A 24381-nucleotide genomic window follows, 5' to 3' on the forward strand; every position below is an offset into this window, starting at 1 on the left:
TTATTATTGAGTGGCCGTAAGTATATTATTATTATTGATTCAATTTATTCTTATATCTTAAATGACAAGGTCCGAGATCTGTTTTTACATTATTATTATTAGCAATAAACAGCTGGGTTCATCTCGGTACGCGGGGTATTTAACCCTAAAAGCGTCAACCCTGTCAAGCATTGATGGTGTGAAGTTGACGTAAACGTAAACTGGCGGTCAAAAATAATGGGTCAATCAGACCCATTATTTAATCAGTAGATTTATGATTTAAAACTACTTAATGCTTGAAATATACTTAGATAAAGCTTCCATATCTGCATCGGTTAACTTTTTCGCAATGTCTTGCATCATGCCGTTCATATCGTTATTACGGCTTTTTTCACGAAATTTAGTTAATTGAATTTTGATGTAATTAGCATGTTGGCCGCCAAGAGCTGGAAACCCTGCCGCTGCCATGCCTTTTGCATCTGGACCGTGACATGCAATACATGATGTTATGCCGCGAGCCATATCGCCACCTTTGTAAAGCGACTCACCCGCAGCAGGGACATCGGCTACATCAGCCACAATAAGCTTTTGCGATGAGTAATAGGCTGCAAGATCAGCAATATCTTGGTCACTTAACCCGATAGCCATACTGCCCATGATTGGGTCCATACGACCTTGTTTACCACCTGTTTGCATTGCTGCACGAAACTCTTTTAACTGTTTCTCAAGGTATGATGGGTGTTGTCCCGCGAGTTTCGGGTACATATCAATCATGCTATTGCCGTCAACACCGTGACAGGCAGAACATACGAGTGCTTTAGTTTTTCCCGCTTCGGCATTACCTTCAGCCATAACAGGTGATGACATAGCGGCTACTACAGACAGCGCAAGAGCTAACTTTTTCATGGCGTTCCAACTTCTTGTTAATTTATTGTCCTGAGCTTACTAGGATAACCCGCAAGCGTGGTAAAATAGTTTTCCAAGCGACAATTTTGCTTTAAATGAGGCTTTTAGAGTTCATTTAAGGGCTTTTTAAATCACAATATTAAGATTTGCTTGGAGTTATAATGTGATCTGGCTGATATTTTACACGAAAACGTGCAAAAGGCAGCATTTGAAACATAAATATGATGTTAGGTAAACATTTTCTGGAGTAAACCGTGTCTGAATCTCAAATCGACTTTCGTCAAACTAAGTTTTTAATCAGTGCACCTGACATTGCACACTTAGATCAATATCTTCCTGGCGATGTAGGTGTTGAGATTGCATTTGCGGGCCGCTCTAATGCCGGTAAATCCAGTGCATTAAATGCGTTAACCGAGCAAAAAGGTTTAGCCAGAACCAGTAAAACACCTGGCCGTACTCAGTTAATTAACGTGTTTTCTCTCGCTGCTGACCGCCGTTTAGTTGATTTACCTGGTTATGGTTTTGCTAAAGTGCCATTAGCGTTAAAAAATAAATGGCAGCTTGCGTTAGGCGAGTATTTACAAAAACGTGCTTGCTTAAGTGGTGTTGTGGTATTGATGGACATTCGTCATCCGCTTAAAGATTTAGATATGCAAATGATTGAATGGGCGGTGTTCAGTGAAATTCCCGTGTTAGCTTTATTGACCAAATCTGACAAGCTTGCGCAAAACGTGAAGATGAAAACAGTTAACGCCGTGCGTAAAGATTTGTCTAAATTTGGCGATTGGGTTCAAGTTGAGCCATTTTCGTCAACTAAAGGCACAGGTAAGCCAAAAGTGCTGAGTATTTTAAATAAGTGGTGTAATCCACAATGGCTACTTGATCAGCAAGCGCTTGAAAAAGAACAACAAGAGCAGCAAGATTAGCAGCTACTTATCGATAATAAAAAAGCGTAATGTGTTAATCACATTACGCTTTTTATTGGTCTATCATTTTTTACAAGCAAAAAAAACCGATAACCATAGGGCTATCGGTATAAAATTCTTTAGCTCTTTTTGGGGAGAAGCTAAATTCAACAAGACTCAAGTGACATCAACTCAATTTGATGACTCTCAATACAAATATAATAACGCTATTTTTAACTCATTTAAAGTATTTACTCTAAAAAATCGAATTTAAATTACAAATAATCATTAATTTTCCCACTGTGCAGTTTTAAAGTCACAAATCGATTAAAAAAAACCAAAAAAAAGCCTCAGCAATAAACATTGCTGAGGCGCCGAATTTGGCTGGTCACTATCGCTAGTGAAATAAAGGTTTGAAAGACTGAACATCTTAACCTCTGTACCCTACGACAAGAATAATACCCTATTGGACTTTAAATGGAAAACTGTTTTTCATATAAAACGACAATAATGTGAACTTAAGCACAGTCGACTGCTATCTATTTTTTATTCATTTATCATTATTATAGATTTTAGTTATTAATATCAGAGGATTGACGTTAATTTTAGCCGATAAAAAAACCGCGCTATTCTGGCGCGGTTTTGGCTTGATCTTGAATCGAGTTAACTTTTTGGCATTTATGAGCTTAGTGGGCTTGATCCCAGTTGTCTCCAATACCAGCTTCTGCGAGTAAATAAACATCTAATTTGGCCGCATCGGCCATCAGCTGACACACTTTTTGTTTTAGCGCCTCTGCTTGATCTGCATCCACTTCAAACACTAGTTCATCGTGAACTTGCATTATCATGCTTATCTCGCCATGGGTGTCTTGCTTTATCCAGTTTGCTACAGCAATCATCGCTTTTTTGATAATGTCCGCAGCAGTACCTTGCATTGGCGCGTTAATCGCAGCGCGCTCTGCAGCTTGGCGGCGCATTGCATTACGATCTTTTATTTCCGGTAAATACAGACGACGACCATATAAAGTGGATACGTATCCTTGTTCAGCGGCATCAGCACGTGTGTCTTCCATATACTTTAATACGCCAGGGTAACGGGTAAAGTAGGTGTCGATATAGGTTTGAGCTTCATTGCGTGGAATATCTAATTGCTTAGCTAAACCGAATGCTGACATGCCGTAAATCAAACCAAAGTTGACTGCTTTAGCACGGCGGCGTTGTTCTGTGGTGACTTCTTCAAAATGTACTCCAAACACTTCAGCAGCAGTTGCCTTGTGAATGTCTTTACCCTCGGCAAAGGCAGTTAATAGGCCTTTGTCTTGCGACAAATGCGCCATAATACGCAATTCAATTTGCGAGTAATCCGCCGCTAATATCTTACGACCTTCTGGAGCAATAAAGGCTTGGCGAATACGGCGGCCTTCTTCGGTGCGAATAGGAATATTTTGTAAGTTTGGATCGCTAGATGATAAACGTCCGGTTGCCGCATTAGCCTGATGGTAACTGGTGTGCACGCGTCCGGTGGTAGAGTTAACCATTAACGGTAATTTATCGGTATAGGTACTTTTTAATTTAGCCAAACTGCGGTGCTGCAAAATAATTTTAGGCAATGGGTAGTCTAGCGCGAGTTCAACTAAGACATCTTCAGCGGTAGAAGGTGCGCCTTTAGGTGTTTTCTTTTTAACTGGGTATTTTAACTTGTCGAAAAATATCACTTGCAGCTGTTTGGGTGAGGCAAGGTTAAATTTTTCTTCGGCTATTTCATATGCCTCTTGCTCTAGTTGGTCGAGCTTTTGAGCTAATTCCCCACTTTGTTGGCTGAGTAGCATTGAGTCGATATACACACCTTGTCGCTCTATATCGGACAATACTTGAATAAGTGGCAATTCTAGCCCATTAAATACGCTGGCAAGTTTGGCTTCTTTTTCGACTCTTGGCCATAAGTGCTGATGTAAGCGAAGGGTAATATCGGCATCTTCTGCGGCATAGGGTGCGGCAATGTCGAGCGACACTTGATTAAAGGTGATTTGTTTGGCGCCTTTACCTGCAACTTCTTCAAAACTGATATTTTTATGGCCTAGATACTTAAGCGCTAAACCGTCCATATCATGACGTGATGCAACCGAGTTAAACACGTAAGATTCAAGCATGGTGTCATAACGCACCCCTTGTAACTTAATGCCGGCGTTAGCAAATATACTGATGTCGTATTTTAGGTTCTGACCGACTTTCTCAGGTTTAGTGCCTTCAAGAATAGGGCGAAGTTTTTCTAATACAGCTGCTTTATTCAGTTGCTGAGGCGCTCCTTCATAATCGTGTCCTAGAGGTAAATAGGCTGCTTTTCCGGCTTCTACCGCAAATGAAATCCCGACTAATTCAGCATCCATATAATTTAAACTGGTGGTTTCAGTATCCACGGCAATTAACTCTGCCTGACCTAATGTGATTATCCATTGGTCAAGTTGCTCGTCAGTCAAAATGGTTTGGTAGTCAGTTTCTATTACAACTGGCACCGAACTTGGCTCATCCGTTTCTTCAGCTTTAGGCGCTGTTGGGTTGTTGTTATCCAATACCTCTGCTAACCAACGCTTAAATTCCATTTCGCCATAACAAGCAATGAGTTCGTCACGGTTTTGCGGTTTAATATCCAGACCATGCCAGTCTTGCTCTAGTTCAACATCTGTTTTGATGGTTGCTAACTCATAAGACAATTTCAACATGTCTGCGTTATCGATGATTTTAGCAGGCATGGTTTTTGAGCCTCTAAAGTTCACCTCTAGTACAGATTGAGGATCGGCTAGTAATTTTGCCACGCTGCCAACTCCCGTTAACATTGCAAGGGCTGTTTTTTCACCTACACCAGGCAAGCCTGGAATATTATCGGCTTTATCTCCCATCAAGGCTAAAAAGTCGATGATCAATTCGGGACCGACACCAAATTTAGTTTTTATTTCTTCTGGTCCCATGATGGTATCTGTCATGGTATTGATTAACGTGACGTGTTCATCAACGAGCTGGGCCATGTCTTTATCGCCAGTACTGATTAATGTCGCCCGACCTTCTTTACTTGCCTGGCGAGAAAGAGTGCCTATGACATCATCGGCTTCTACACCTTCAATGCTGATTAGTGGTAAGCCTAATGCGCGAATAATACGGTGCAATGGCTCAATTTGACTGCGTAAATCATCCGGCATAGGAGGACGTTGCGCCTTGTACTCACTGTACATGTCATTACGGAATGTTTTACCTTTAGCATCAAAAACCACCGCGATATGCGTGGGCTCATATCGACTTAATAGGCTACGCAACATGTTTACCACGCCATATACAGCGCCTGTTGCTTCTCCTTTAGAGTTGGTTAAGTGTGGTGGTGCGTAGTAAGCGCGATAAAGATAAGATGATCCATCGACCAATATAAGCGGATTATGAGCAACTGTAGGCATAAAATGAGTTCGTTTCTGTTATGTTGAAAAGAATATACTAGCAGTGAATATAGCATGAAATTGGCTATGAATGTTTGAACGTTATGAGTAACTTAACTCAAGCGTTATTTGTCAAGAAAAATGACCACGTAAAATGGTTACAGCCTGTGGATAAGTCTGTGAGTCATTTTGTGTAAATAACAGGATAGTTTTAAATACGACTAGAATTGAAAAACTTAACTTGTTGAATAATATTGTTTATTTAAATTTTTGTGAGCAGTATATAAGTTTTATAAATTATTCTTATTATGTGGACTTTTTTATTTAACTGGGTTAGTCCCTTGATATATAAACGATAGATTAAAGATTTTTTGGTGTTGCAAACTACATCGGATAATTCATTTAATGGATTAATTATCCGATAATCCAGCTCTGATATTTTTCGTAGCGATTGACGTTATAAAATTGAATAACTGACTTTACAAAAAATTTGATGAGCTAAGTTAGCACGATTTTTAATCAGATCAAGTATTTTGTTGAGCATTTGTTAAAAAATTACGTAATCAATCCTAAGGTGAAGGAACCGACAATGAAAACTATTGCAGTATTATTAAGTGGATGTGGTGTGTTTGATGGCACTGAAGTCCATGAGGCTGTTTTAACCTTACTGGCGTTGTCTCGTGCGGGTGCTAAGTATCAGTGTTTTGCTCCTGATATTGATCAAATGCATGTGGTTAACCATTTAACTGGTGAGGTTACAGCTCAAGAAACACGAAACGTATTAGTTGAGTCAGCACGAATTGCCAGAGGAGAAGTGCTTAACGCAGCCAACTTAGACGTTGACCAGTTTGATGGCTTGATTGTGCCTGGTGGATTTGGCGCAGCGAAAAACTTATCTAACTTTGCCACTAATGGCAGTGATTGCACTATTTCACCTATTGTTGAGACCTTTTTGCGGGAGTTTGCGTTGGCGAATAAGCCAGTAGGCTACATGTGTATTGCACCTATGATGCTACCTGTTATTTACACGAATGTTAAGGGCACTATTGGCCGTGACAATGAAACTGCTCATGCATTTAATGAAATGGGCGGCGAACATCATGCGGCGAATGTTGAGGATATTTTTGTTGATGAGGCGAATAAAATAGTCACAACTCCAGCTTACATGCTGGCAACTAGCATTGCACAAGCTAATGAAGGCATCGAGAAACTGGTTAATAAGGTGTTAGAAATGATAGGGTAAATGCTAACCCTCGCTTGCCAGCAATGACAAAGAGGAGGGTTAGCTTTTAGCTGATTTACGGCTATCGAATAGTGCTTGAGCTAGACCCACCAACAAACCGCCCACATGCGCCCCGTTAGCTATTGGCATACCTAATAAATCGGTAAACCCTAATATTAACCAAACCATCATAAAGCCCATATAAGATTGTGGTAATGCGATACTACAATCTGGTTTTCGTACACCCATTAACCAGGTGTACCCGACTACCGCATAGACCACGCCAGATAAGCCGCCAAAATTAGGACCTGTAATAAAAAATTGTAAAATATTGGGCAAGGTGCCCGCCATAAGCAATAAAAACAATAAGGGCCTAGTCCCTAAGCGAGTTTCTATTTTACCACCCAAATACCACCACCAGAGTAAATTGAAAATAATATGCATCGCGGAAAAGTGCATTAATGAGGGGGTAAATACACGCCAAACTTGATTAAGGTTGCTGTCAGGCACAGCGCTAAAAAATGATAATGCGCTAAAGGTGGCATTACCCAGACCTAAGTTCATTAATGCATATACAACAACACAACTAAAAAAGGTGATTAATGTTAGTGGTCCTGCGCCGGTAATAAATTGCTGGGTTAAGCCTAAAACACCTGAACCATAATCAAACTTTGTCTGTGTACTGCCATTATCCCACGAAGCCTGTAGATATTTGTCATCGTGAGGATGCAACACAAATTGAGCAAATTCATTACGGGCCTTTGCTTCATGTTGTGGCTCAACTAACATAATTGCTACGCCATGAGGGTGAGGCTCAATATGGCTCTCAATACCCAAACCTGTTAGGTAATCCACAAAAGCCTGTGCGGTGCGAGCGTATGGTAGCAGGCCAATTTCTATCATGCGTGGGCGGCTCCCCATGCGACATAACCACCATCAAGGCTATAGACATCATCAAAACCTTGTTCAATAAGGTAGCCTGCAGCGCCTTGGCTGCTTATACCGTGGTAACAGACAACCACTAGTGGTTTATCCATATCGGCATCGGCAATAAACTGAGCGATATTTTCGTTAGTTAAATTGATCGAGTTTTCAATATGCCCGGCATTAAAAGTGGCGCCGTCGCGAATATCAACAATCTGTACATCGTTAGAATCTGTAGTCATATGGATGAGTTCGTTAATAGATAAATGCTTAAAAGTCGACATGCTTCACCTTAAGATAAAATAACTGAATAAATAACAAAGTAAACGTGATTATGTAATAAGGGGTTGTAATGATACAACCCCTTATTGGTGTGAATATTATGTTAGGTTTAGGGCTGAGCCTAAATTAGTCCCAATTTAAAATCACTTTTCCTGATTGGCCTGAACACATAGCGTCAAAGCCTTGTTGGAAGTCATCAATATTGAAATGATGGGTAATAATTGGTGACAGGTCTAATCCCGACTGAATTAAACTGGCCATTTTATACCAGGTTTCAAACATCTCGCGGCCATAAATACCTTTGATGATTAACCCTTTGAAAATGACTTTGCTCCAGTCAATAGCCATATCGCCACCAGGAATACCTAGCATGGCAATTTTGCCGCCGTGATTCATGGTGTCCAACATGGCGTGGAATGCTGATGGCACCCCAGACATTTCTAAGCCTACGTCAAAGCCTTCGGTCATACCGAGATCTTTCATCACATCTTTTAAGTTTTCTTTGGCGACGTTTACTGCGCGTGTTACGCCCATTTTGCGGGCCAAGTCTAAGCGGTATTCGTTAACATCGGTAATCACCACATGGCGAGCGCCCACATGCTTACACACCGCCGCAGCCATAATACCAATAGGCCCAGCACCTGTGATTAACACATCTTCACCGACCAAATCAAATGATAATGCGGTATGAACAGCGTTACCAAATGGGTCAAAAATAGCGGCTAATTCATCAGGAATGTCCGCTGGAATTTTAAAGGCATTAAATGCTGGCAATACTAAAAACTCAGCAAATGCGCCATCACGGTTTACACCCACACCAGAAGTGTTACGACATAAATGGGTGCGACCGCCTCGGCAGTTACGGCAATAACCACAGGTAATATGGCCTTCACCTGATACGCGATCGCCAATTGCAAACCCGCGCACTTCCTGGCCCATGCCGACAACTTCACCGACATATTCATGACCCGCGATCATAGGAACCGGAATGGTCTTTTGCGCCCACTCGTCCCATTTGTAAATATGTACGTCAGTGCCGCAAATAGCCGTTTTACGAATTTTGATTAATAGGTCGTTATGACCTACTTCTGGTTTTGGGGCGTCAACCATCCAGATGCCTTCTTCAGGCTTTAATTTACTTAGTGCTTTCATCTTAATAACCTATTATTTCCGAGCTGTTGTCGTCTTGGCTAAGATCAAATAATGCCCATGTCTTTACCTATTCGGGTAAAGGCACTGATAGCATGGTCTAATTGCTCACGGGTGTGTGCGGCTGACATTTGGGTGCGAATACGTGCTTGCCCTTTAGGAACAACAGGGAACGAAAAACCGACCACGTAGATATTTTCAGCCAGTAATTTGTTAGCAAAGTCACTTGCTAGTTTGGCATCGCCAATCATAACCGGAATAATGGCATGATCTGCGCCGCCTAAAGTAAAGCCTGCAGCTGTCATTTGCTCACGGAAATAACGGCTGTTTTCCCATACGGCTTCACGTAAGTTTTGCCCAGTTTGTAGCATTTCAAGCACACGAATCGACGCACTGACAATTGATGGGGCTAAAGAGTTTGAAAATAAGTAAGGGCGTGAACGTTGACGTAACCACTCAACCACTTCTTTTTTGGCAGCAGTAAAACCACCTGATGCGCCACCTAATGCTTTACCTAAAGTACCTGTAATAATGTCCACTCGGTCCATCACATCACAGTACTCATGTGTACCACGGCCATTTTGACCAATAAAGCCCACGGCGTGAGAGTCATCGACCATCACTAATGCGCCGTATTTATCTGCTAAATCACATACGCCTTTGAGGTTGGCAATTAAGCCGTCCATCGAAAACACACCGTCGGTGGCAATCAAAATATTGCGTGCACCAGCGTCTTGAGCTGCTTTTAATTGGACTTCTAAATCAGCCATATCATTATTGGCATAACGGAAACGCTTCGCTTTACATAAGCGTACGCCGTCAATGATTGAGGCGTGATTAAGTGCGTCAGACACAATGGCATCTTCGGCATCTAATAAGGTTTCGAACAAACCGGCGTTGGCATCAAAACAAGAAGAATACAAAATAGTATCTTCAGTACCTAAAAACGCGCTTAAGCTTGCTTCTAATTGCTTATGAATATCTTGCGTACCACAGATAAAACGCACCGAAGCCATACCAAAACCATGGGTGTCTAAACCCGCTTTTGCTGCTGCAATAAGGTCAGGGTGATTAGCTAAACCTAGATAGTTATTAGCACAAAAATTAATAACTTGAGTGTGATTAACTTCAATCGAGGTTTGCTGAGCAGATGCAATTACACGCTCACTTTTATATAAGCCATCGGTTTTTACATCGGCAATTTGTTGGTTGATACGGTCATAGAAAGAGGTTGAGGCCACCTTTTTTCTCCTAGATATTGGTTATTATGCTAATCCAAACCTCAGTGTTAAATCGGTCTACACGGGGCAGGTCAGTTGGAGTTGATGGCATTCTAACCTGTATTTTTGTTGTCCCACAGTGTTTTTTATAGTGGCAAATGCAACATTAACAAGATTAGGGCAATTGAGGTGTTTCGATTAGAAAATCTAATCAGAATTATGAATGAATTGTTATCGAAAATACCGCCAACCCACATACTATTGTAGCGGGTTCGGGCAACATTGTTTGATGGCTGTAGAGTTTACGCTGCGGCAGCGCGCTCTTGGCTAGCGATATCACGATAATGATGTTCTAAACGATCAAACGTGGCGATGGATGACGGCGTTGAGTAAGCTTTAAAAATCATCATAACCCGTAATAAACCATCGTATAAAGTGGCTTTAGTTATGGTGCCAATACTCGTTTGCGTTAACTGGTAGCTAATCCAAAAACTGACCATCATTTTAATCGTGTCTGCTAAGTCGATAATGCGATCATCATCTACGGCTAATATGCCGTCTTTTTTTAGTTTACGTAATACATCACTTGAGCGATTTAATACCTGCTGTTGTGCATGTAAATAACGCTTTTTAAGCGCGTCATCACGACTTAAAATATCGGCCAGATTGGCATACATAAAGCGGAACTGCCATAAGGTATAAAACATGGCATCAAAATAGCCAATCAGTAAGTCAACCGTAATAGGAATATCATCGTAAGGTTTAAACCCTGATTCTAAATGACTTTCATACAAACTGAATATGGAGTTGATGATGTCTTCTTTATTGCGGAAGTGGTAATACAAATTACCCGGGCTAATACCTAAATGGGCAGCAATATGATTGGTTGTTGTGGCACGTTCACCGTGTTCATTAAACAGTTCGAGGCTTGCAAAAACAATTTTATCGCGGGTTTTCATGCGGTTTCCAATTTCAACAAAAAGTCATTTACGCTTATGGCGACATGATAATCGAGAGTTCATATCCCTATGAATTATGATTATGTTAACATTGTGTTTATCTGACAAGCAAAAATCTCAAAAGTAGCCAATTAATGTTCCGAATTCTGTATTCGATATTTCTTTACCTCTTGTTTCCATTGGTTGTGATTTATTTTGGCGTGCGAGCCTATAAGAGTGTTGATTATCGCAGCCGTTGGGGTGAACGTTTTGGTTTAACCCAATGGGCAAAAACCGATGTGGTGGTGCACTGTGTCTCAATGGGTGAAACCTTGGCCGCGGTGCCGCTAATTAAAAAGCTGATTAAAAGCTATCCAGAATATAAATTTACCGTCACCACGACTAGCCCAACCGGGTCGAGCGAAGTGCTCAAAGCATTTGGCAATAAAGTACAGCATTGCTATTTACCGCTGGATTTTGCTTACGCAGTGAAACGATTTTTACGCCAGACACAACCCAAAATGTTGATCATTATGGAAACCGAGCTGTGGCCGAACTTGTTATATTTTGCAGATAAACAGCACGTTAAGTTAGTTCTGGCCAATGCGCGCTTATCTGCCAAGTCAGCGAAAAAGTACCAAAGTAAGTCATGGTTAACTCGGCCTATGTTAAAACAATTAAGCGCTATTGCGGTGCAAACTCAAGTAGAAGCTAGTCGGTTTACTTCGTTAGGCATTGATCCTGCGGCTGTACATGTGTGCGGCAGTTTAAAGTTTGACCTCACAATTGATCCGCAAAAATTACAGCAAGCTCAAGCGTTAAGGCTGCAATGGCAACGCCAACAAGCGCCGATTTGGGTGGCGGGCAGTGTTCATCCCGGCGAGTTTGACGCAATATTAACTGCACATAAACAACTGTTAGCCAAATACCCTCAAGCCTTGTTAATTATGGCGCCGCGTCATCCTGAGCAATTTAATTTAGCAGCTATTACCATTGCTCAAGCTGGTCTGCAATTAGCGCGTCGTAGTATGAATGATAACGTGGTTGAACAAACTCAAGTGTTACTAGGCGACACTATGGGGGAGTTGGTGATGTTATATGGCGCAGCAGACCAAGCTTTTGTCGGCGGCACGTTAATTAATAACGGTGGGCACAACCCACTAGAGCCAGCAGCAATGGGGTTACCCGTCACTGTGGGGCCTAATCATTGGGATTTTGCCGAAATTACTGCGCTGCTGAAACAAGCTGGAGGTCTTAAAGTGGTAGCCAATGCTGATGAACTTGCCGACACACTACTGCACTTTTTTGAACATCAGCAAGATTATCAACAAGCTGTGCTAGCTGCTCGTGGTGTTGTTGAGCAAAATAAAGGCGCACTTGAAAAACAATATGCGCTAATCGAGCAGTTATTAACGCACTAAAATCTCAATAGTCTGCTCTTATTGGCGCTTAATTTACAGCCCTACTGGGTTTAGCGTTTGATAGCCTTGGATTAATTGTTGCCAGTTTTCTGTGGTGAATGGTAAGGCGGGTTGTTTAGTTTGCTCTTTGTTAAACGAGCGCAATAATCGTTGTAAATTTGCCTGTTGCCATTGTTTCTGCGGTGATTTAATTTCACCGCGATCAAAATCGATTAACGAGAATGAATCACCAGAGATTAAAATGTTTTTCGCGTTAAGGTCGGCATGGTACACCCCACGCAGATGAAACTTAGCAATAGTTTCGCCCAATGCGTGCCACTGAGCCTCAGTAAGTGGCTGGTTAGTTAAATGCGCCACTAGATCTTTCGCACCAGCGACTCGTTCAATAATAATATCTGCACGATACCACAGGCCAAAACGTTCAATTTTAGCTGCAATGGGATTTGGTACCGCAAAACCTTCTTGATAAAGCAGCTCTAATAACGCTAACTCAGCATAGGCACGTGTGCGGGTTAATCCTGTGTAAAAGTAAGCATCACGGCTAAATTTCTCCATTAATCCACCACGCCAATAATGACGTAATACCCACTGTTGCAGCTGGTGTTCAGCACCGGTTTGCACAAACCAAGTGGTGTAGCGCCCTTTGGACTGGCCAACGACAGCATCGTTCGCCTGCCAGTGCTCAACAGTGAAACTGTCGACAGTTAATTGTGCTGCCGATGGTGGGCACCAAGCAATAACGCCGTTGGGTATGGATTTTAGCTGCATGAATAGTTAATAACCCTGCTAGATCAAAAGGGCATTATACCTTAAGATCACTCACTTGCATTCACTGGCAACTTCGCTTGCTTAATCTTACATTGGACGCCCATGAAGTTTGACCCTAGCAAGATGAAATCATTATGCCTTTTAAGGTTATCTGCCATTGGTGATGTGTGTCATGCCGTGGCTATGGTACAAGCTATTCAGCGTGAATATCCTGAACTAAGCATTACCTGGATTATAGGCAAAGTTGAATACCAATTATTACAGCATCTCCCTGGGATAAAGTTTGTCATATTTGATAAATCCCAAGGTTGGCGAAGCTATGGTGCATTGCGTAAAGCATTAGTCGGACAAAAATTCGATGTGCTTTTGCACATGCAAGTGGCTTTAAGAGCCACCATCGCATCATTGATGATTAACGCTCGTGTTCGAGTTGGTTTTGATAAGGCCAGAGCCAAAGAAGGCCAGTGGCTAGTGACTAACCATGCGGTAGAACCACTAGCAACGCCACATGTTTTAGACGGTTTTATGGGGTTTGCCAAAGCCATTGGCGTGACAGACTTAACCCCGCGTTGGCATATTCCTGTCCCACAAGCTGACACCGACTTTGCCTCACAACTTATTGGGGATGATAAGGTATTGGTGATTTGCGCCGCAGCCAGCAAAGCTGAACGTAACTGGTTAGCTGATCGCTACGCTGCTGTGGCCGATCATGCGGTATCGCAAGGCTATAGGGTGATGTTATGCGGTGGCCCTACAGTACTTGAAAAAGATTTAGCCGATGCGATTCAATCACACAGTCAACATATGTTAGACAACCAAGTCGGTAAAACATCCTTAACGCAATTGCTTGCGGTGTTAAAGTTGGCAAAACGGGTACTTGCACCTGATACCGGACCATTACATATGGCTGTCACGCAGGGCACTGCCGTTATTGGTCTATATGCACACTCAAACCCTGATAGAACTGGACCTTATTTCTATCGCCAATTTACCGTTAGCGTTTACCCTCAAGTCATTGCCGCACAAGTACAGGGTGATGTTCCTTGGGGGAAAAGGGCTAAAGGCGATCAGCTAATGGCCATGATTGATGTTGCTGCTGTTATTGAGCAATTTGACCATTTAGAAGGTGTAGGCATTATCGGAAATTGAGGCCGCTTGATTTAGGGGCGTTTGGGCTAAATTTACAACGTAGACACTAGGCTCTCTTGTTGGAGGCCAATGCTTTAACTTGGTTAATGTTTTATTTGGCTATTGTTGACTTGAGATTCAGTGTATTTAAAAGAGCACTATAAAAAATAATATATAGAAAAAAGGCCAGAGTAATAAGTTACTCTGGCCTTTTAAGTGTTATGTAACGAGTGTTACTTAACCGTGGAAGGTTTATTTAACCAAGGTGATCTGGCATCTGTGCCACCGTATAATTCGAACTTGCGACTCAGCTTTTGACCGCCATCACGAGTTAGTGGCTGCCAAGCTAAACTGCCACGGTTTGAAACCGGTTTTGGTAGTATGGCGTCAAAAGGTACCGAGATATAGAATCCCTTAGTGAAGCTACCTTCGCCAAAGTCTTCAGCTGACAAGTCTGTTTTAGAAGCAAAAGCGCCAACAATCACGCCACTATTAAACTGTTTAGCGAACTCAACCGTGAATCCACGGTCCTCTGCTAGGTACTGACCATAGCTTACCTTAAGCAGCACATCGTCAAACCACTTTGGTTGATAGTAAACGCTGGCATGGCCGGTAAAAGTCCCTGTTTGTGCGCGGAAGTAAACGTTTGAGTCAGGGTCTAAATTGATTTCTTGGTCAAAAAAGCCAAATGTGTCATCAGGATCACGCTGTTTTACGTAGTTAGCATCAACACCGAAGGCCCATTCACTATCCCGAGGACGATAAAGGATCTCTCCACCCACGCCGCCAAACATCATTTCTAAATAACCCGCATAAGCTTGACCATAGAAATTTTCACTGAGTTTATCTAACCAAGTGAGTTGTAGGTTATCTACACGAACTGGGGTGTCAGAGACATACTGTCGTATTAGTGTTCTGACTCGTTTTAAGTCAGTTCCATCAGGTGGTGTCTTGTATTTAAATTGATCATAGTTATCAAGTATATTGATATACACCGAACTGCTTATTTCAATATTGTCAGTTAACCAGCGACTTGCGGCCCCATTAATGCCGAAGTTGAACATGTAAAAGTTCTCTGAACCACCAAAAGATTGAACCAGTTTAGGAGAAAAACCATAATTCCACTGGTTAGGTGTTTCCCAATCAGGATTTTCCGTCGGTAGAATGGGCTCAACAACAGTAATGCTATCTTCAACCTTGGCATTAATGTGATTGTGCTGCACGGCATCTTTAAACTGCTTTGCATCGATACGGGTTTCTGTGGTGGCTAAATGGCCAGCTTCTTCAATAATGATAAAAGTCTTAACCGCAGGAAATTGGTTGGCTAAAATTCGACCTGCTTGATCGTGAGCATATTTTCTATCACGATATTTAGTTTGCGTTGCCACAACGGTGACCTGGTCATTTTTGATGTAAATTCTAGCGCCTTTGTAACCGGCATCAAATGCTAATTGTTTATTTAATTCAGGTAAATCGACTTTGTGGTCGGCTATATCTGGCTTATCTTCAATCGGCGGTTTTGGTGTGTCGCGCCAGTTAGATTTAAGCGTGTTAAAATTGGTGACTAAACTAAAGCCTAATGTCCAAGTATTACCGCGCTCGTAACTCAGTTTGAAGTCACCCCAGTTGCCTACTTTGTACAATACACCGTAGTTTATTGAGCTATCTTGTACTAATTCATTGCCGGTTCTTAACGCAGCAAAGTCAGACTTATAATCATTGCCGTCATATTCGACCTTTAAACGCAGAGGGTCCCAAGGTGTTTGATACTCTATACCTGCAAAAATAGCGCTACAACCTTTAAACCATCGTTCAAAGTCAATACTACCGCCAGTACCTTTAAAGCCTGTGCTGCGATTACAATCGACCGATGATGTTTTATCGGTATCAATTAAGTTACCACTATTTCCAATATAGCCCCAGCCTATACCGATAGTGGCATCAAAAGGGCCAAAGGCTTTGGTCATAGCAATAAATTCGCTATCAAATAACCCAGTACCACCAATGTCACGTAAGCCTATGGAGGTTTCTGGGATCCAGTAACTCTCTTCAAGTAAGCGTAGCTTTACATCAATACCTTTATCTGTGTAATAAGTGTCGCCACTAAAACTAGGGTCATTACTATAAAGTACATCAGGCACTTGAGTGTAACGAATGGTTGTTTCTAACCAGGGAAAAAGTTGTAACGATAACGCGCCATGGTAGTAGTCTTCGTTGAAAGTGGCATTGGCGTTAAACTCGCCTTCTGCAGCCATTCTGCCACTGGGCATTTGAATTAACCCGACACCGCCAAAATCATTTTGCGAGGGAGTGAGTTTTATTGTTGAAAATTCATCACTTTGTGCTTGAATAGAAACAACAATGCTACTGATCATCAACGGGATCGCGAAAAAAGAATAAACGGTCTGTTTTACATGACTCATGATTAACGTATCCAATGTCGTAATAATTCGAGTATTGCACTATTTAACTCTGGCTCGTTATCTCTAACACCTTGAAAGTCTAAATAAATGATAGCGCCGGGTGCAATATCAATGTGATGTTGGTTCCAATAAGCAATGGGATGATTTTCGATCTGACCATCTGGCTGAATAACCCAAGCAAAGCTATTTTCTGAGTCGCTAATCGGCATCGCCAAATCTAGATAGGTAGCCGCTTGTTGGTTAGCTTTAAAAGCTTGAAGGCCATTTTTTTCTACCCCACCAAGTACCACTACGTAATCTGGTTTTGTTGGTAAAATCAGTAAGTATTGGCTCGCCAGCTTCGGATTTAATTCTTGTTTGAGTCGAATGCTATCGAAATCAAGCGGGATAAATTCTCTTTTAATGAATTTATTGCTACTTATCCATGATGACAATGATTTAAGTGCATTAATATTTTGCGGTTGACCCATGTCAGTATATTGAGTTTTGAGTGAGTTCAGTACTTGCTGTTTTTTTTGTTGAAATTGGATTTTAGTTTTGGAGTCGTAAAGCCCTGCTGACAGCCAATATATAGCCTTTGGCTGTTGTTTTATAGTAAATTGCTCACTGCTTAATAAACTATCTTGGATTACCTGTACAAGTCGAGGCGCTTGTTCGTACTGGAGTGTGAGCGATTGCTGTGCAGCAATTGACTGTTTAACCGTAATCGAAGTGCTTGCATTGATATTTTGTGAGAAAGTCACCAGAAACAGCAAACATAGTTGAATTAAAGACTTCATTTCATGTCCCCAAAGCCATATGGTTTTAACAAGGTAATATCGATATAAGGCAGATTAGGTGCAATTTTTTGGCGGCTCTGTAATACCAGCCCAGTCGATTTATCAACCCAGAATTGATTGCTGTATTCCATATTCAAATTACTGATTACGACGAGTTCATTAAATTTTTTGACTAGTACAGGCTTATCATTAATCAATAATGTTTCATCTGCGATGAAAGTAAATGTCGACAGCTGCTGATAATTAAGGTGATAACCCGGTTGCCAATCAATGGTGCTTTGCCATTGTAAGGGGGTGCTGGCTAAATGCAGTCCTAATACTAAAGGGTCGGTTTGCTCGCTGCTCAGGCTCACTCTATTACCATCATAAAGGTTGATGGTTTTTAATAAGCGACTATTACGGGTAACTAACATGCCCGCATCAGATGAGATCCATTTTAATTCTGCATTTTGTTGGGTAAGCGTGGTTGCTGGAAGTGTTTGCGGTGCTTCAACTAATGCGAGTAAAACGTAAACTTGGTGGGTATCATTAACTTTGGCATAAATACTAGAATATGGGCTGCTGTCTATTTCACTTGCTGGAATATTATCACCCGGCAACCCCACTATGCTTTCTTTTAGCATTGAACCGACCTGAACAAAGGTATTGCTACAGCCTGTTAATACCATGATTGTGATAAGGGGTAGCAGGATTTTGTTGTTAAAAATCGGAGGCATACGAGCTCAATTCCTTAAGCTTTAAGACTATCGCGAAAAAAAGAAAATAAAAAAGCACATTAAAAAATGTGCTTTTTATTCAGTAAAACTAATTAGTTTGAAACTGAAGTAGTCGTTGTGCCAGTACCAGTACCAGTACTTGAAGTTGTAGTGCCAGTTCCTGTGCCTGGAGTGGTGCCATTACCAGTACCATCTTCAGCAGCATTATCGTTCAATACTGTAGCGGTAACAAAAGTTAAAACGCCGCCAATCACTACCCACGTGCCATTTGTTAATCCAGCACCTGTTTTAGCAACGGTTGAACCAGTTGGGATACCATCAGCAGCAGAAGCTGAACCGATCATTAATAAAGCAATTGATAACGCGATAGCTGATTTTTTCATATTCAAAGTCTTCCCATAAAAATATTCAAACAAACCTGATGGAATATTAGCACATAATCGATGCACATCCATATACAATTCGATATAATTGCTCAATTAATATTCAGCGTTACCGAATGCTAAATTTACACGACTTTGCACTTTTTTACAAATTTTGTTTACTTAATTATCAATGATAAGTGTGTTGAAGTGTGTAGAACTGATAAAATCACTGAAAATGAATCATTAAGACTATTAATTATGCACAGAAGAGCAATTTATCCAGGTACCTTTGACCCTGTGACTAACGGTCATGCTGATTTAATTGAACGTGCAGCACGTTTATTCAAGCATGTGATTATAGGCATTGCGTCTAATCCTTCTAAGCAGCCTAGATTTTCATTGGAAGAGCGTGTGGCTCAGGTTAATTTGGTTACCGCTCATTTAACTAACGTCGAAGTGGTTGGATTTACTGGCTTGTTGGTCGATTTTGCTAAGGAGCAGAGGGCTAGTGTTTTGGTTCGAGGCTTACGTGCAGTGTCTGATTTTGAATATGAATTCCAACTGGCGAATATGAATCGCCGCCTAAGCCCTGATTTAGAGTCGGTCTTTCTAACGCCAGCAGAAGAGAATTCGTTTATATCTTCGACACTTGTAAAGGAAGTGGCATTACATGGTGGTGATGTGAGTCAGTTTGTACACCCTGACGTGGCTGCCGCTCTGGAGCAGAAAATGGCAAAAATCCACGCTGCAAATAAACAAGGATAAGTCACCCTATGATAAAGGGATTTAATGTCACTAAAGTGGCTGCCGCAATTAGTTTTAGCGCGTTATTTATTTGTCAGTTTACTCAAGCAGCGCCTTGGGTTGATACATCAGATATATACCTACGAGCCGATATTCAAGCACTTGCTGATGGGGGAGTCATTAGTGCCCCTATTAATACTTATCCATTGATGTGGGCCGGTATTGGTAAAGATTTGGCAAAAGCGGAGCCTTCTTTGTTTAGCGCTGATTTAGTCGATGCATATTCACGGGTTAATTTTTATTATCAAAATGCGGTTAATAATCGTGGAAATACCGTCATTAAAGCTTCTGCTGCATCTGATCCTGCTCGTTTTCAACATTTTGGTTCTGATTATCGTGAAAAAGGGCAAATACAAGCTTCACAGGAATACATGGATGAGCGATTGGCTTACAAAATCAAAGCTTCTGCTGTGTATGATCCCTTAGACGATAAAGAATTCCGTTTTGAAGATAGTTATGTTGCATTAATATTGGGCAATTGGGTGACAACTTTCGGGGCTGTGGCGCAATGGTGGGGACCTGGCTTTGATTCTGCTTTACATAAGTCGACTAACGCTAGACCTATGTCTTCGTTAATGATCAGTCGTCATAATCCACAAGCATTTGAGACCCCATGGTTATCATGGTTAGGGCAGTGGACGCTGAACGGTGGTGTGAGTTTGTCAGAACAAGAACGTTATATTCCTAACGTTTTGTTATGGAGCTTACGTGCCGGCTTTAAGCCGCTAAAGACATTAGAGGTTGGCTTATCTTGGACTGCGCAATTTTGCGGTGAAGGCCAAGACTGCGGTGTTAATAGTGCAAGTGAGTCGATAATCAATCCACAAGACTGTCAAATGGGCGTCAGCGACAATGGTGAATGTGTTGCTAATGCTAATCAAATGACCGGTTTTGATGCGCGCTATGCCGATACCTGGTTTAGTGTGCCTGTAGGACTGTACTTAGAACGCACTTGTGAAAATGCCTCTGGCGAGTCTTGGGCCATGGCTGATTGTGGGCAAATGGTCGGAGTTGATACTCGGTTTAATTTTTTAAAACAACAATATAAGTTATTTCTAGAGTATTCAGACACAACCGTTAATTGTGGTAAAGAGGGGCAATATAACTGTTTTTACGAACACTCAATCTACCAAAGTGGCTCTCGTTATTATGGTCGTGCGTTGGGCAGTACCTATGACAGTGATGCCAAAGTGACTGCGTTAGGCTTGGTGGGGCAATTTGAAAATAGCCATGGATTCACGTCTATACTACGTTATGCTCAACTCAATAATGATGGTAAAAATGTAACCAGTCAATGGTCGCCTCAGCCTTTAAAAGAAGACCTTATCATGCTTGAATTGTCATATCGTTTACCTATGTTTAACGGTATGTTGACCTTAGGCGGCAGTGTGTCTAATGCTAATTATGAAGTACAAGACGATGATTCGCAGGCGAGCGTTTTCTCTGCTTATGAATATCGTTTTTAAATGTTTAATTTAGTGATAAAGGAGCCTAGGCTCCTTTTTTTGTTGGTGTTTTAGCTATTTAAGCGTTCACTATTTGCACTATCAGTTGTGTTAACGCTTTTGGCACACTCCACAAAAAACCGTCGTGCGCTGGCCTAATTTTATCTCACTCAATAAATTACCACAGGCTGTGCAAGTTTGGCCGCCGCGACCATACACATGCAGTTTTTGGGCAAAGTAACCTGGTTTACCATCGGCATTAGTGAAGTCTTTAAGCGTCGTGCCACCTTGCTTGATGGCGTGAGCTAGAATTAATTTCACCTCATTAACTAAGATGGTCAAACGTTCAATGTCTATATTGCCAGCCGCTGTTTGTGGGTGAATACCCGCAGCAAATAATGCTTCATTGGCATAAATATTACCGACCCCGACGACAATGTGATTGTCCATCAAACACAGTTTAATGGCCTTTTTTTTACCGGCTAACGCAGTTTGCAGTTGGATAGTATTAAAGGCATCGCTTAGTGGCTCAGGCCCTAGCTTAGACAATAGCGGGTGAGCCTCTTCGGGGAGTTCATACCATAACCAGGCACCAAAGCGGCGGGGGTCGTTATAGCGCAGCATGCGACCATTGCTGAGGATTAAATCGATATGATCATGTTTTTCAGGCGGTGTATTGCGCGGCAAAATACGTAAACTGCCAGACATGCCCAAATGCACAATGGTGATGCCGGCATCGGTATCAATGAGTAAATATTTGGCGCGGCGACGCACGCTGTTGATTGTTTGGCCGACAATGTTTTGTGCAACATCAGGGACAGGCCAGCGTAATGAGCTATTGCGTACAATCAACTGGTCAACGGTTTGGCCGACAAGGAAAGGACTGACACCCTGGCGGGTGACCTCTACTTCTGGTAATTCTGGCATGGCTTAGCAATCTCTCTTATGGTGGGTCATCTACAATTATTCACTTTGATGCTTAGTGAGATTGTACGTTGACTATGGGCAATAGATCAGCGCGTAAGCTTGGGGGAATTTTATACCAATTGAATCCGGGTGATTGTAATAAACCTTCCTCAGTGAATAACAACCACACTTGGGGCTCGTCAATATTGGCAATGGCAAAGGTAATCTTGATAGGTTCAGAGGTATGTATGGGTTCAATTTGTAATGCAGATACAGCAATGTTTTGCCAAGCTTCAGTCCACTGCAAGCAGTTAAGGACGTCATCAGAGCACTGCCATTGACCGTTAGAGTCAGCAAGCCATTGATTATTGATGTGCAGTTGCTTTAACGGCAAGGTGCTGTCAAACAATGGCATTGCATCAGTTGGTACCTGTTCGGTTTTACTATTAATAAAGCTCAGTACAGCAATCATCATCGCTGTGACAAGGATAATAATGGTATTCCATTTTTTACGTGATAAAGCCATAAGCTCAATAGGATAATGAAACGTTATTTGAGTTTATCATCTATGGTGAGAAATACTAACTATCCTCAGCTTGATAGAAGTAACCACCTACGGCACTGATAAATCGAAATATCTGCACGCTTTCATTATTGCTTTGGCTATTTTCGAGATACGTGAGCTATTTGTTGTTATAGGCATCTAGCTCACGCGGTAAATAAATCGGTGTCTTCACTCACACAATAGAGGTAACAGAATCACAGCGGTCTGTTACAGACAATTGTTAATATCCTGCTTGGCTATCTGAACTATCTTCAATTTGACTTATCTTTCCCCTATAGATTTTTCTAAAACGTGAGTTAAAGTTGCTGAATAAAAACACGCTCGCCCTTGGCAATATGCTCATCCTTTTCACCAATTACGATTAAGCAGTTGGCGGTAACCATCGAATTCAACATGCCAGAGCCTTGAGCACCGCTTGAGGTAACATGCACTTGTCCGTCTGCGGCAATATGATAAACCCCGCGTAGAAATTCAGTGCGGCCTGTTTTACTGCGTAACAACTCATCGGCAACCGCTGGCATATAACTGGGTTGCCATTGTTGTTCACCTGCCAATTGTTGTTCACCCGCAAGCTTACGTAATGCCGGTTCAACGAATTGTAAAAATGACACCATGACAGCGACAGGATTCCCCGGTAAGCCAAAGAACAAGCTGTTATTGATTTTACCTACCGCCAGAGGGCGACCGGGCCGCATATTGATGCGCCAAAAATTAATTTGACCAATTTTAGCCAGTACGGTTTTAATGTAATCAGCATTTCCTACAGACACACCACCAGAGCTAATCACAATATCTGCTTGCTCGGATGCCTTAAGTAAAGCGGCTGTAAGTGCCTGTTCATTATCTTCAATAATACCTAAGTCGATAATTTTGCAGCCTAACTTTCTGGCCATTGCTTTGATGGTGTAACGGTTAGAGTCGTAAATACAATTTGGTTTAAGAACGTCACCTGGTTGACTCACTTCATCACCCGTTGAAAACACTGCCACTGTTGGTGCTTTAACCACTGATGCTTGATGAACCCCTAAAGAGGCTAATAAACCTATCTCAGCCGCACCTAAACGCTTACCTTTAACTAGGGCCACCTCATTAATAGCAATATCTTCACCGGCTAAACGCACATGCTGACCTTGCTTAATGCTAGTGGTTTCTAATAGTGTTAATAGGTTATCTTGAGTATCACATAATTCCCTAGGCTGAATGGTATCAACACCTTGTGGGGTGGGCGCGCCAGTCATAATTCTTACAGCTTCTCCCGGTTTTACGACCTTGTCATAGCCATGGCCAGCGAGTACTTCTGCTACTATGGTGAGTGGTTTGTCAGTAGCCACATCGCTATATGCAAAACCGTAACCGTCCATTGCTGAATTAGTTTGCTGTGGGACATTGACTGGAGAAATACAATTAGTGGCTAAAACACGCTTATCCAATTCGTCTAAGTCGACTAACTCGGCTCCAACAAGTGGCATAACCTGGCTAAGAATATGATTAATGCCTTGCGCAACCGAAAGACCTTGTTGGCCATCACTAGGTTTTTGTGCGGTTAAGAGATCAATTGGCAAAGTGACAGATTTAGCTTGCCAGCTTTGTTGGTATTGCATTACAAAATCGGCAATTTGAGCGATATTGTTGATGTCTAACCGAGTCAGTTCTGCCGGTGTTTGTGTGTCTTCGCAGCAGGCAATTGCAACAATATTGTCGTCATGGGTATGAATTAAAGGTTTGCCATGGGAAGCGCGATGTAATTCAATTTTTGGCAATGCCAGTTTTTTAAAACCTTCGACTAAAACAATATCGACTTTATCGGTTTCAATTTGTTTTAGCAGGTGAGCTAAACTCGGATCTGTCTCTAATGCATCCTCTGTCATTAACGCCCAGCGGACATGGGATGCTACAAGCACTTGCTTCGCACCTGCTTTGCGCATTTCGTAACTGTCTTTACCGGGAATGTCGACATCAAAATTGTGATGGGCATGTTTAATTACCGCTAAGCGAAGTCCACGACGATTAAGTTCAGGAATTAGCTGTTTCAGTAGTGTGGTTTTGCCGGTACCACTGTATGCACAAAAACCAAGAACAGGGATCGACAGTGGATTATTAAAAACGGAAGACAT

21 protein-coding genes are annotated in these 24381 nt (G+C 41.8%); 6 read left to right on the forward strand and 15 right to left on the reverse strand.

What is annotated here, in order from left to right:
• Positions 1 to 264: 264 nt before the first annotated feature.
• Positions 265 to 885, reverse strand: coding sequence for a c-type cytochrome (locus ACRWP9_RS02790; RefSeq protein ID WP_434927762.1), 621 nt, complete (start codon positions 883 to 885; stop codon positions 265 to 267).
• 254 nt (positions 886 to 1139) lie between these two features.
• On the opposite strand from ACRWP9_RS02790, the gene yihA reads away from it, so the two are divergent.
• Positions 1140 to 1811 carry a ribosome biogenesis GTP-binding protein YihA/YsxC gene (gene yihA / locus ACRWP9_RS02795; protein WP_226412061.1) on the forward strand — a complete coding sequence of 224 codons (672 nt, stop codon included), beginning with the start codon at positions 1140 to 1142 and terminating at the stop codon, positions 1809 to 1811.
• Between the two features lie 665 nt (positions 1812 to 2476).
• Here yihA and polA read toward each other — a convergent pair.
• Positions 2477 to 5233, reverse strand: a complete 2757-nt coding sequence (polA, locus tag ACRWP9_RS02800; protein ID WP_434927763.1) for a DNA polymerase I — start codon at positions 5231 to 5233, stop codon at positions 2477 to 2479.
• 568 nt (positions 5234 to 5801) lie between these two features.
• Here polA and elbB point away from each other — a divergent pair.
• Positions 5802 to 6455 carry an isoprenoid biosynthesis glyoxalase ElbB gene (gene elbB / locus ACRWP9_RS02805; protein ID WP_434927764.1) on the forward strand — a complete coding sequence of 218 codons (654 nt, stop codon included), beginning with the start codon at positions 5802 to 5804 and terminating at the stop codon, positions 6453 to 6455.
• Between the two features lie 39 nt (positions 6456 to 6494).
• Here the strand turns inward: elbB and glpG are convergent, their stop codons facing one another.
• The 5 genes from glpG to ACRWP9_RS02830 all read right to left on the reverse strand — a co-directional run bounded on the left by glpG (position 6495) and on the right by ACRWP9_RS02830 (position 10968).
• Complete coding sequence (gene glpG / locus ACRWP9_RS02810) at positions 6495 to 7337, reverse strand: rhomboid family intramembrane serine protease GlpG (protein ID WP_434927765.1); 843 nt, start codon at positions 7335 to 7337, stop codon at positions 6495 to 6497.
• A complete protein-coding gene (glpE, locus tag ACRWP9_RS02815; RefSeq protein ID WP_434927766.1) occupies positions 7334 to 7642 on the reverse strand; it encodes a thiosulfate sulfurtransferase GlpE in 309 nt (102 codons plus the stop codon). The genes glpG and glpE overlap by 4 nt, the downstream gene beginning before the upstream one ends.
• A gap of 124 nt (positions 7643 to 7766) precedes the next feature.
• On the reverse strand, positions 7767 to 8792 hold the full coding sequence (tdh, locus tag ACRWP9_RS02820) for an L-threonine 3-dehydrogenase (protein ID WP_434927767.1): 1026 nt from the start codon (positions 8790 to 8792) through the stop codon (positions 7767 to 7769).
• 44 nt (positions 8793 to 8836) lie between these two features.
• Complete coding sequence (locus ACRWP9_RS02825; RefSeq protein WP_434927768.1) at positions 8837 to 10030, reverse strand: glycine C-acetyltransferase; 1194 nt, start codon at positions 10028 to 10030, stop codon at positions 8837 to 8839.
• A 281-nt stretch (positions 10031 to 10311) separates the two neighbouring features.
• Positions 10312 to 10968 carry a TetR/AcrR family transcriptional regulator gene (locus ACRWP9_RS02830; protein WP_434927769.1) on the reverse strand — a complete coding sequence of 219 codons (657 nt, stop codon included), beginning with the start codon at positions 10966 to 10968 and terminating at the stop codon, positions 10312 to 10314.
• Positions 10969 to 11102: 134 nt separating this feature from the next.
• Here ACRWP9_RS02830 and waaA point away from each other — a divergent pair, with 134 nt between their 5' ends.
• Positions 11103 to 12368, forward strand: a complete 1266-nt coding sequence (gene waaA / locus ACRWP9_RS02835; RefSeq protein ID WP_434927770.1) for a lipid IV(A) 3-deoxy-D-manno-octulosonic acid transferase — start codon at positions 11103 to 11105, stop codon at positions 12366 to 12368.
• A gap of 33 nt (positions 12369 to 12401) precedes the next feature.
• On the opposite strand, the gene ACRWP9_RS02840 is transcribed toward waaA, so the two are convergent.
• Complete coding sequence (locus ACRWP9_RS02840) at positions 12402 to 13136, reverse strand: 3-deoxy-D-manno-octulosonic acid kinase (RefSeq protein WP_434927771.1); 735 nt, start codon at positions 13134 to 13136, stop codon at positions 12402 to 12404.
• 102 nt (positions 13137 to 13238) lie between these two features.
• On the opposite strand from ACRWP9_RS02840, the gene ACRWP9_RS02845 reads away from it, so the two are divergent.
• Positions 13239 to 14285, forward strand: coding sequence for a glycosyltransferase family 9 protein (locus ACRWP9_RS02845; RefSeq protein ID WP_434927772.1), 1047 nt, complete (start codon positions 13239 to 13241; stop codon positions 14283 to 14285).
• Positions 14286 to 14497: 212 nt separating this feature from the next.
• Here the strand turns inward: ACRWP9_RS02845 and ACRWP9_RS02850 are convergent, their stop codons facing one another.
• The 4 genes from ACRWP9_RS02850 to ACRWP9_RS02865 all read right to left on the reverse strand — a co-directional run bounded on the left by ACRWP9_RS02850 (position 14498) and on the right by ACRWP9_RS02865 (position 18565).
• Positions 14498 to 16687, reverse strand: coding sequence for a YjbH domain-containing protein (locus tag ACRWP9_RS02850; protein ID WP_434927773.1), 2190 nt, complete (start codon positions 16685 to 16687; stop codon positions 14498 to 14500).
• Positions 16688 to 16689: 2 nt separating this feature from the next.
• Positions 16690 to 17466: a capsule biosynthesis GfcC family protein gene (locus ACRWP9_RS02855; protein WP_434927774.1), complete on the reverse strand. Its 777-nt coding sequence runs from the start codon at positions 17464 to 17466 to the stop codon at positions 16690 to 16692.
• A complete protein-coding gene (locus ACRWP9_RS02860) occupies positions 17463 to 18182 on the reverse strand; it encodes a YjbF family lipoprotein (protein WP_434927775.1) in 720 nt (239 codons plus the stop codon). Before ACRWP9_RS02860 ends, ACRWP9_RS02855 begins: the two co-directional genes overlap by 4 nt.
• 92 nt (positions 18183 to 18274) lie before the next feature.
• Positions 18275 to 18565, reverse strand: a complete 291-nt coding sequence (locus tag ACRWP9_RS02865) for a hypothetical protein (RefSeq protein WP_434927776.1) — start codon at positions 18563 to 18565, stop codon at positions 18275 to 18277.
• A 240-nt stretch (positions 18566 to 18805) separates the two neighbouring features.
• Here ACRWP9_RS02865 and coaD point away from each other — a divergent pair, with 240 nt between their 5' ends.
• Positions 18806 to 19312: a pantetheine-phosphate adenylyltransferase gene (gene coaD, locus ACRWP9_RS02870; RefSeq protein WP_434927777.1), complete on the forward strand. Its 507-nt coding sequence runs from the start codon at positions 18806 to 18808 to the stop codon at positions 19310 to 19312.
• 8 nt (positions 19313 to 19320) lie between these two features.
• Positions 19321 to 20817, forward strand: a complete 1497-nt coding sequence (locus ACRWP9_RS02875; protein WP_434927778.1) for a capsule assembly Wzi family protein — start codon at positions 19321 to 19323, stop codon at positions 20815 to 20817.
• 90 nt (positions 20818 to 20907) lie between these two features.
• Here the strand turns inward: ACRWP9_RS02875 and mutM are convergent, their stop codons facing one another.
• The 3 genes from mutM to ACRWP9_RS02890 form a co-directional block, all read right to left on the reverse strand.
• A complete protein-coding gene (gene mutM, locus ACRWP9_RS02880; protein WP_434927779.1) occupies positions 20908 to 21723 on the reverse strand; it encodes a bifunctional DNA-formamidopyrimidine glycosylase/DNA-(apurinic or apyrimidinic site) lyase in 816 nt (271 codons plus the stop codon).
• Between the two features lie 52 nt (positions 21724 to 21775).
• Positions 21776 to 22228, reverse strand: coding sequence for a hypothetical protein (locus ACRWP9_RS02885; RefSeq protein WP_434927780.1), 453 nt, complete (start codon positions 22226 to 22228; stop codon positions 21776 to 21778).
• A gap of 335 nt (positions 22229 to 22563) precedes the next feature.
• Positions 22564 to 24381, reverse strand: a complete 1818-nt coding sequence (locus ACRWP9_RS02890; RefSeq protein WP_434927781.1) for a bifunctional molybdopterin-guanine dinucleotide biosynthesis adaptor protein MobB/molybdopterin molybdotransferase MoeA — start codon at positions 24379 to 24381, stop codon at positions 22564 to 22566.

It is taken from the genome of Shewanella sp. HL-SH2, from assembly GCF_051164935.1.
Classification (GTDB): Bacteria; Pseudomonadota; Gammaproteobacteria; order Enterobacterales; family Shewanellaceae; genus Shewanella; species Shewanella glacialimarina.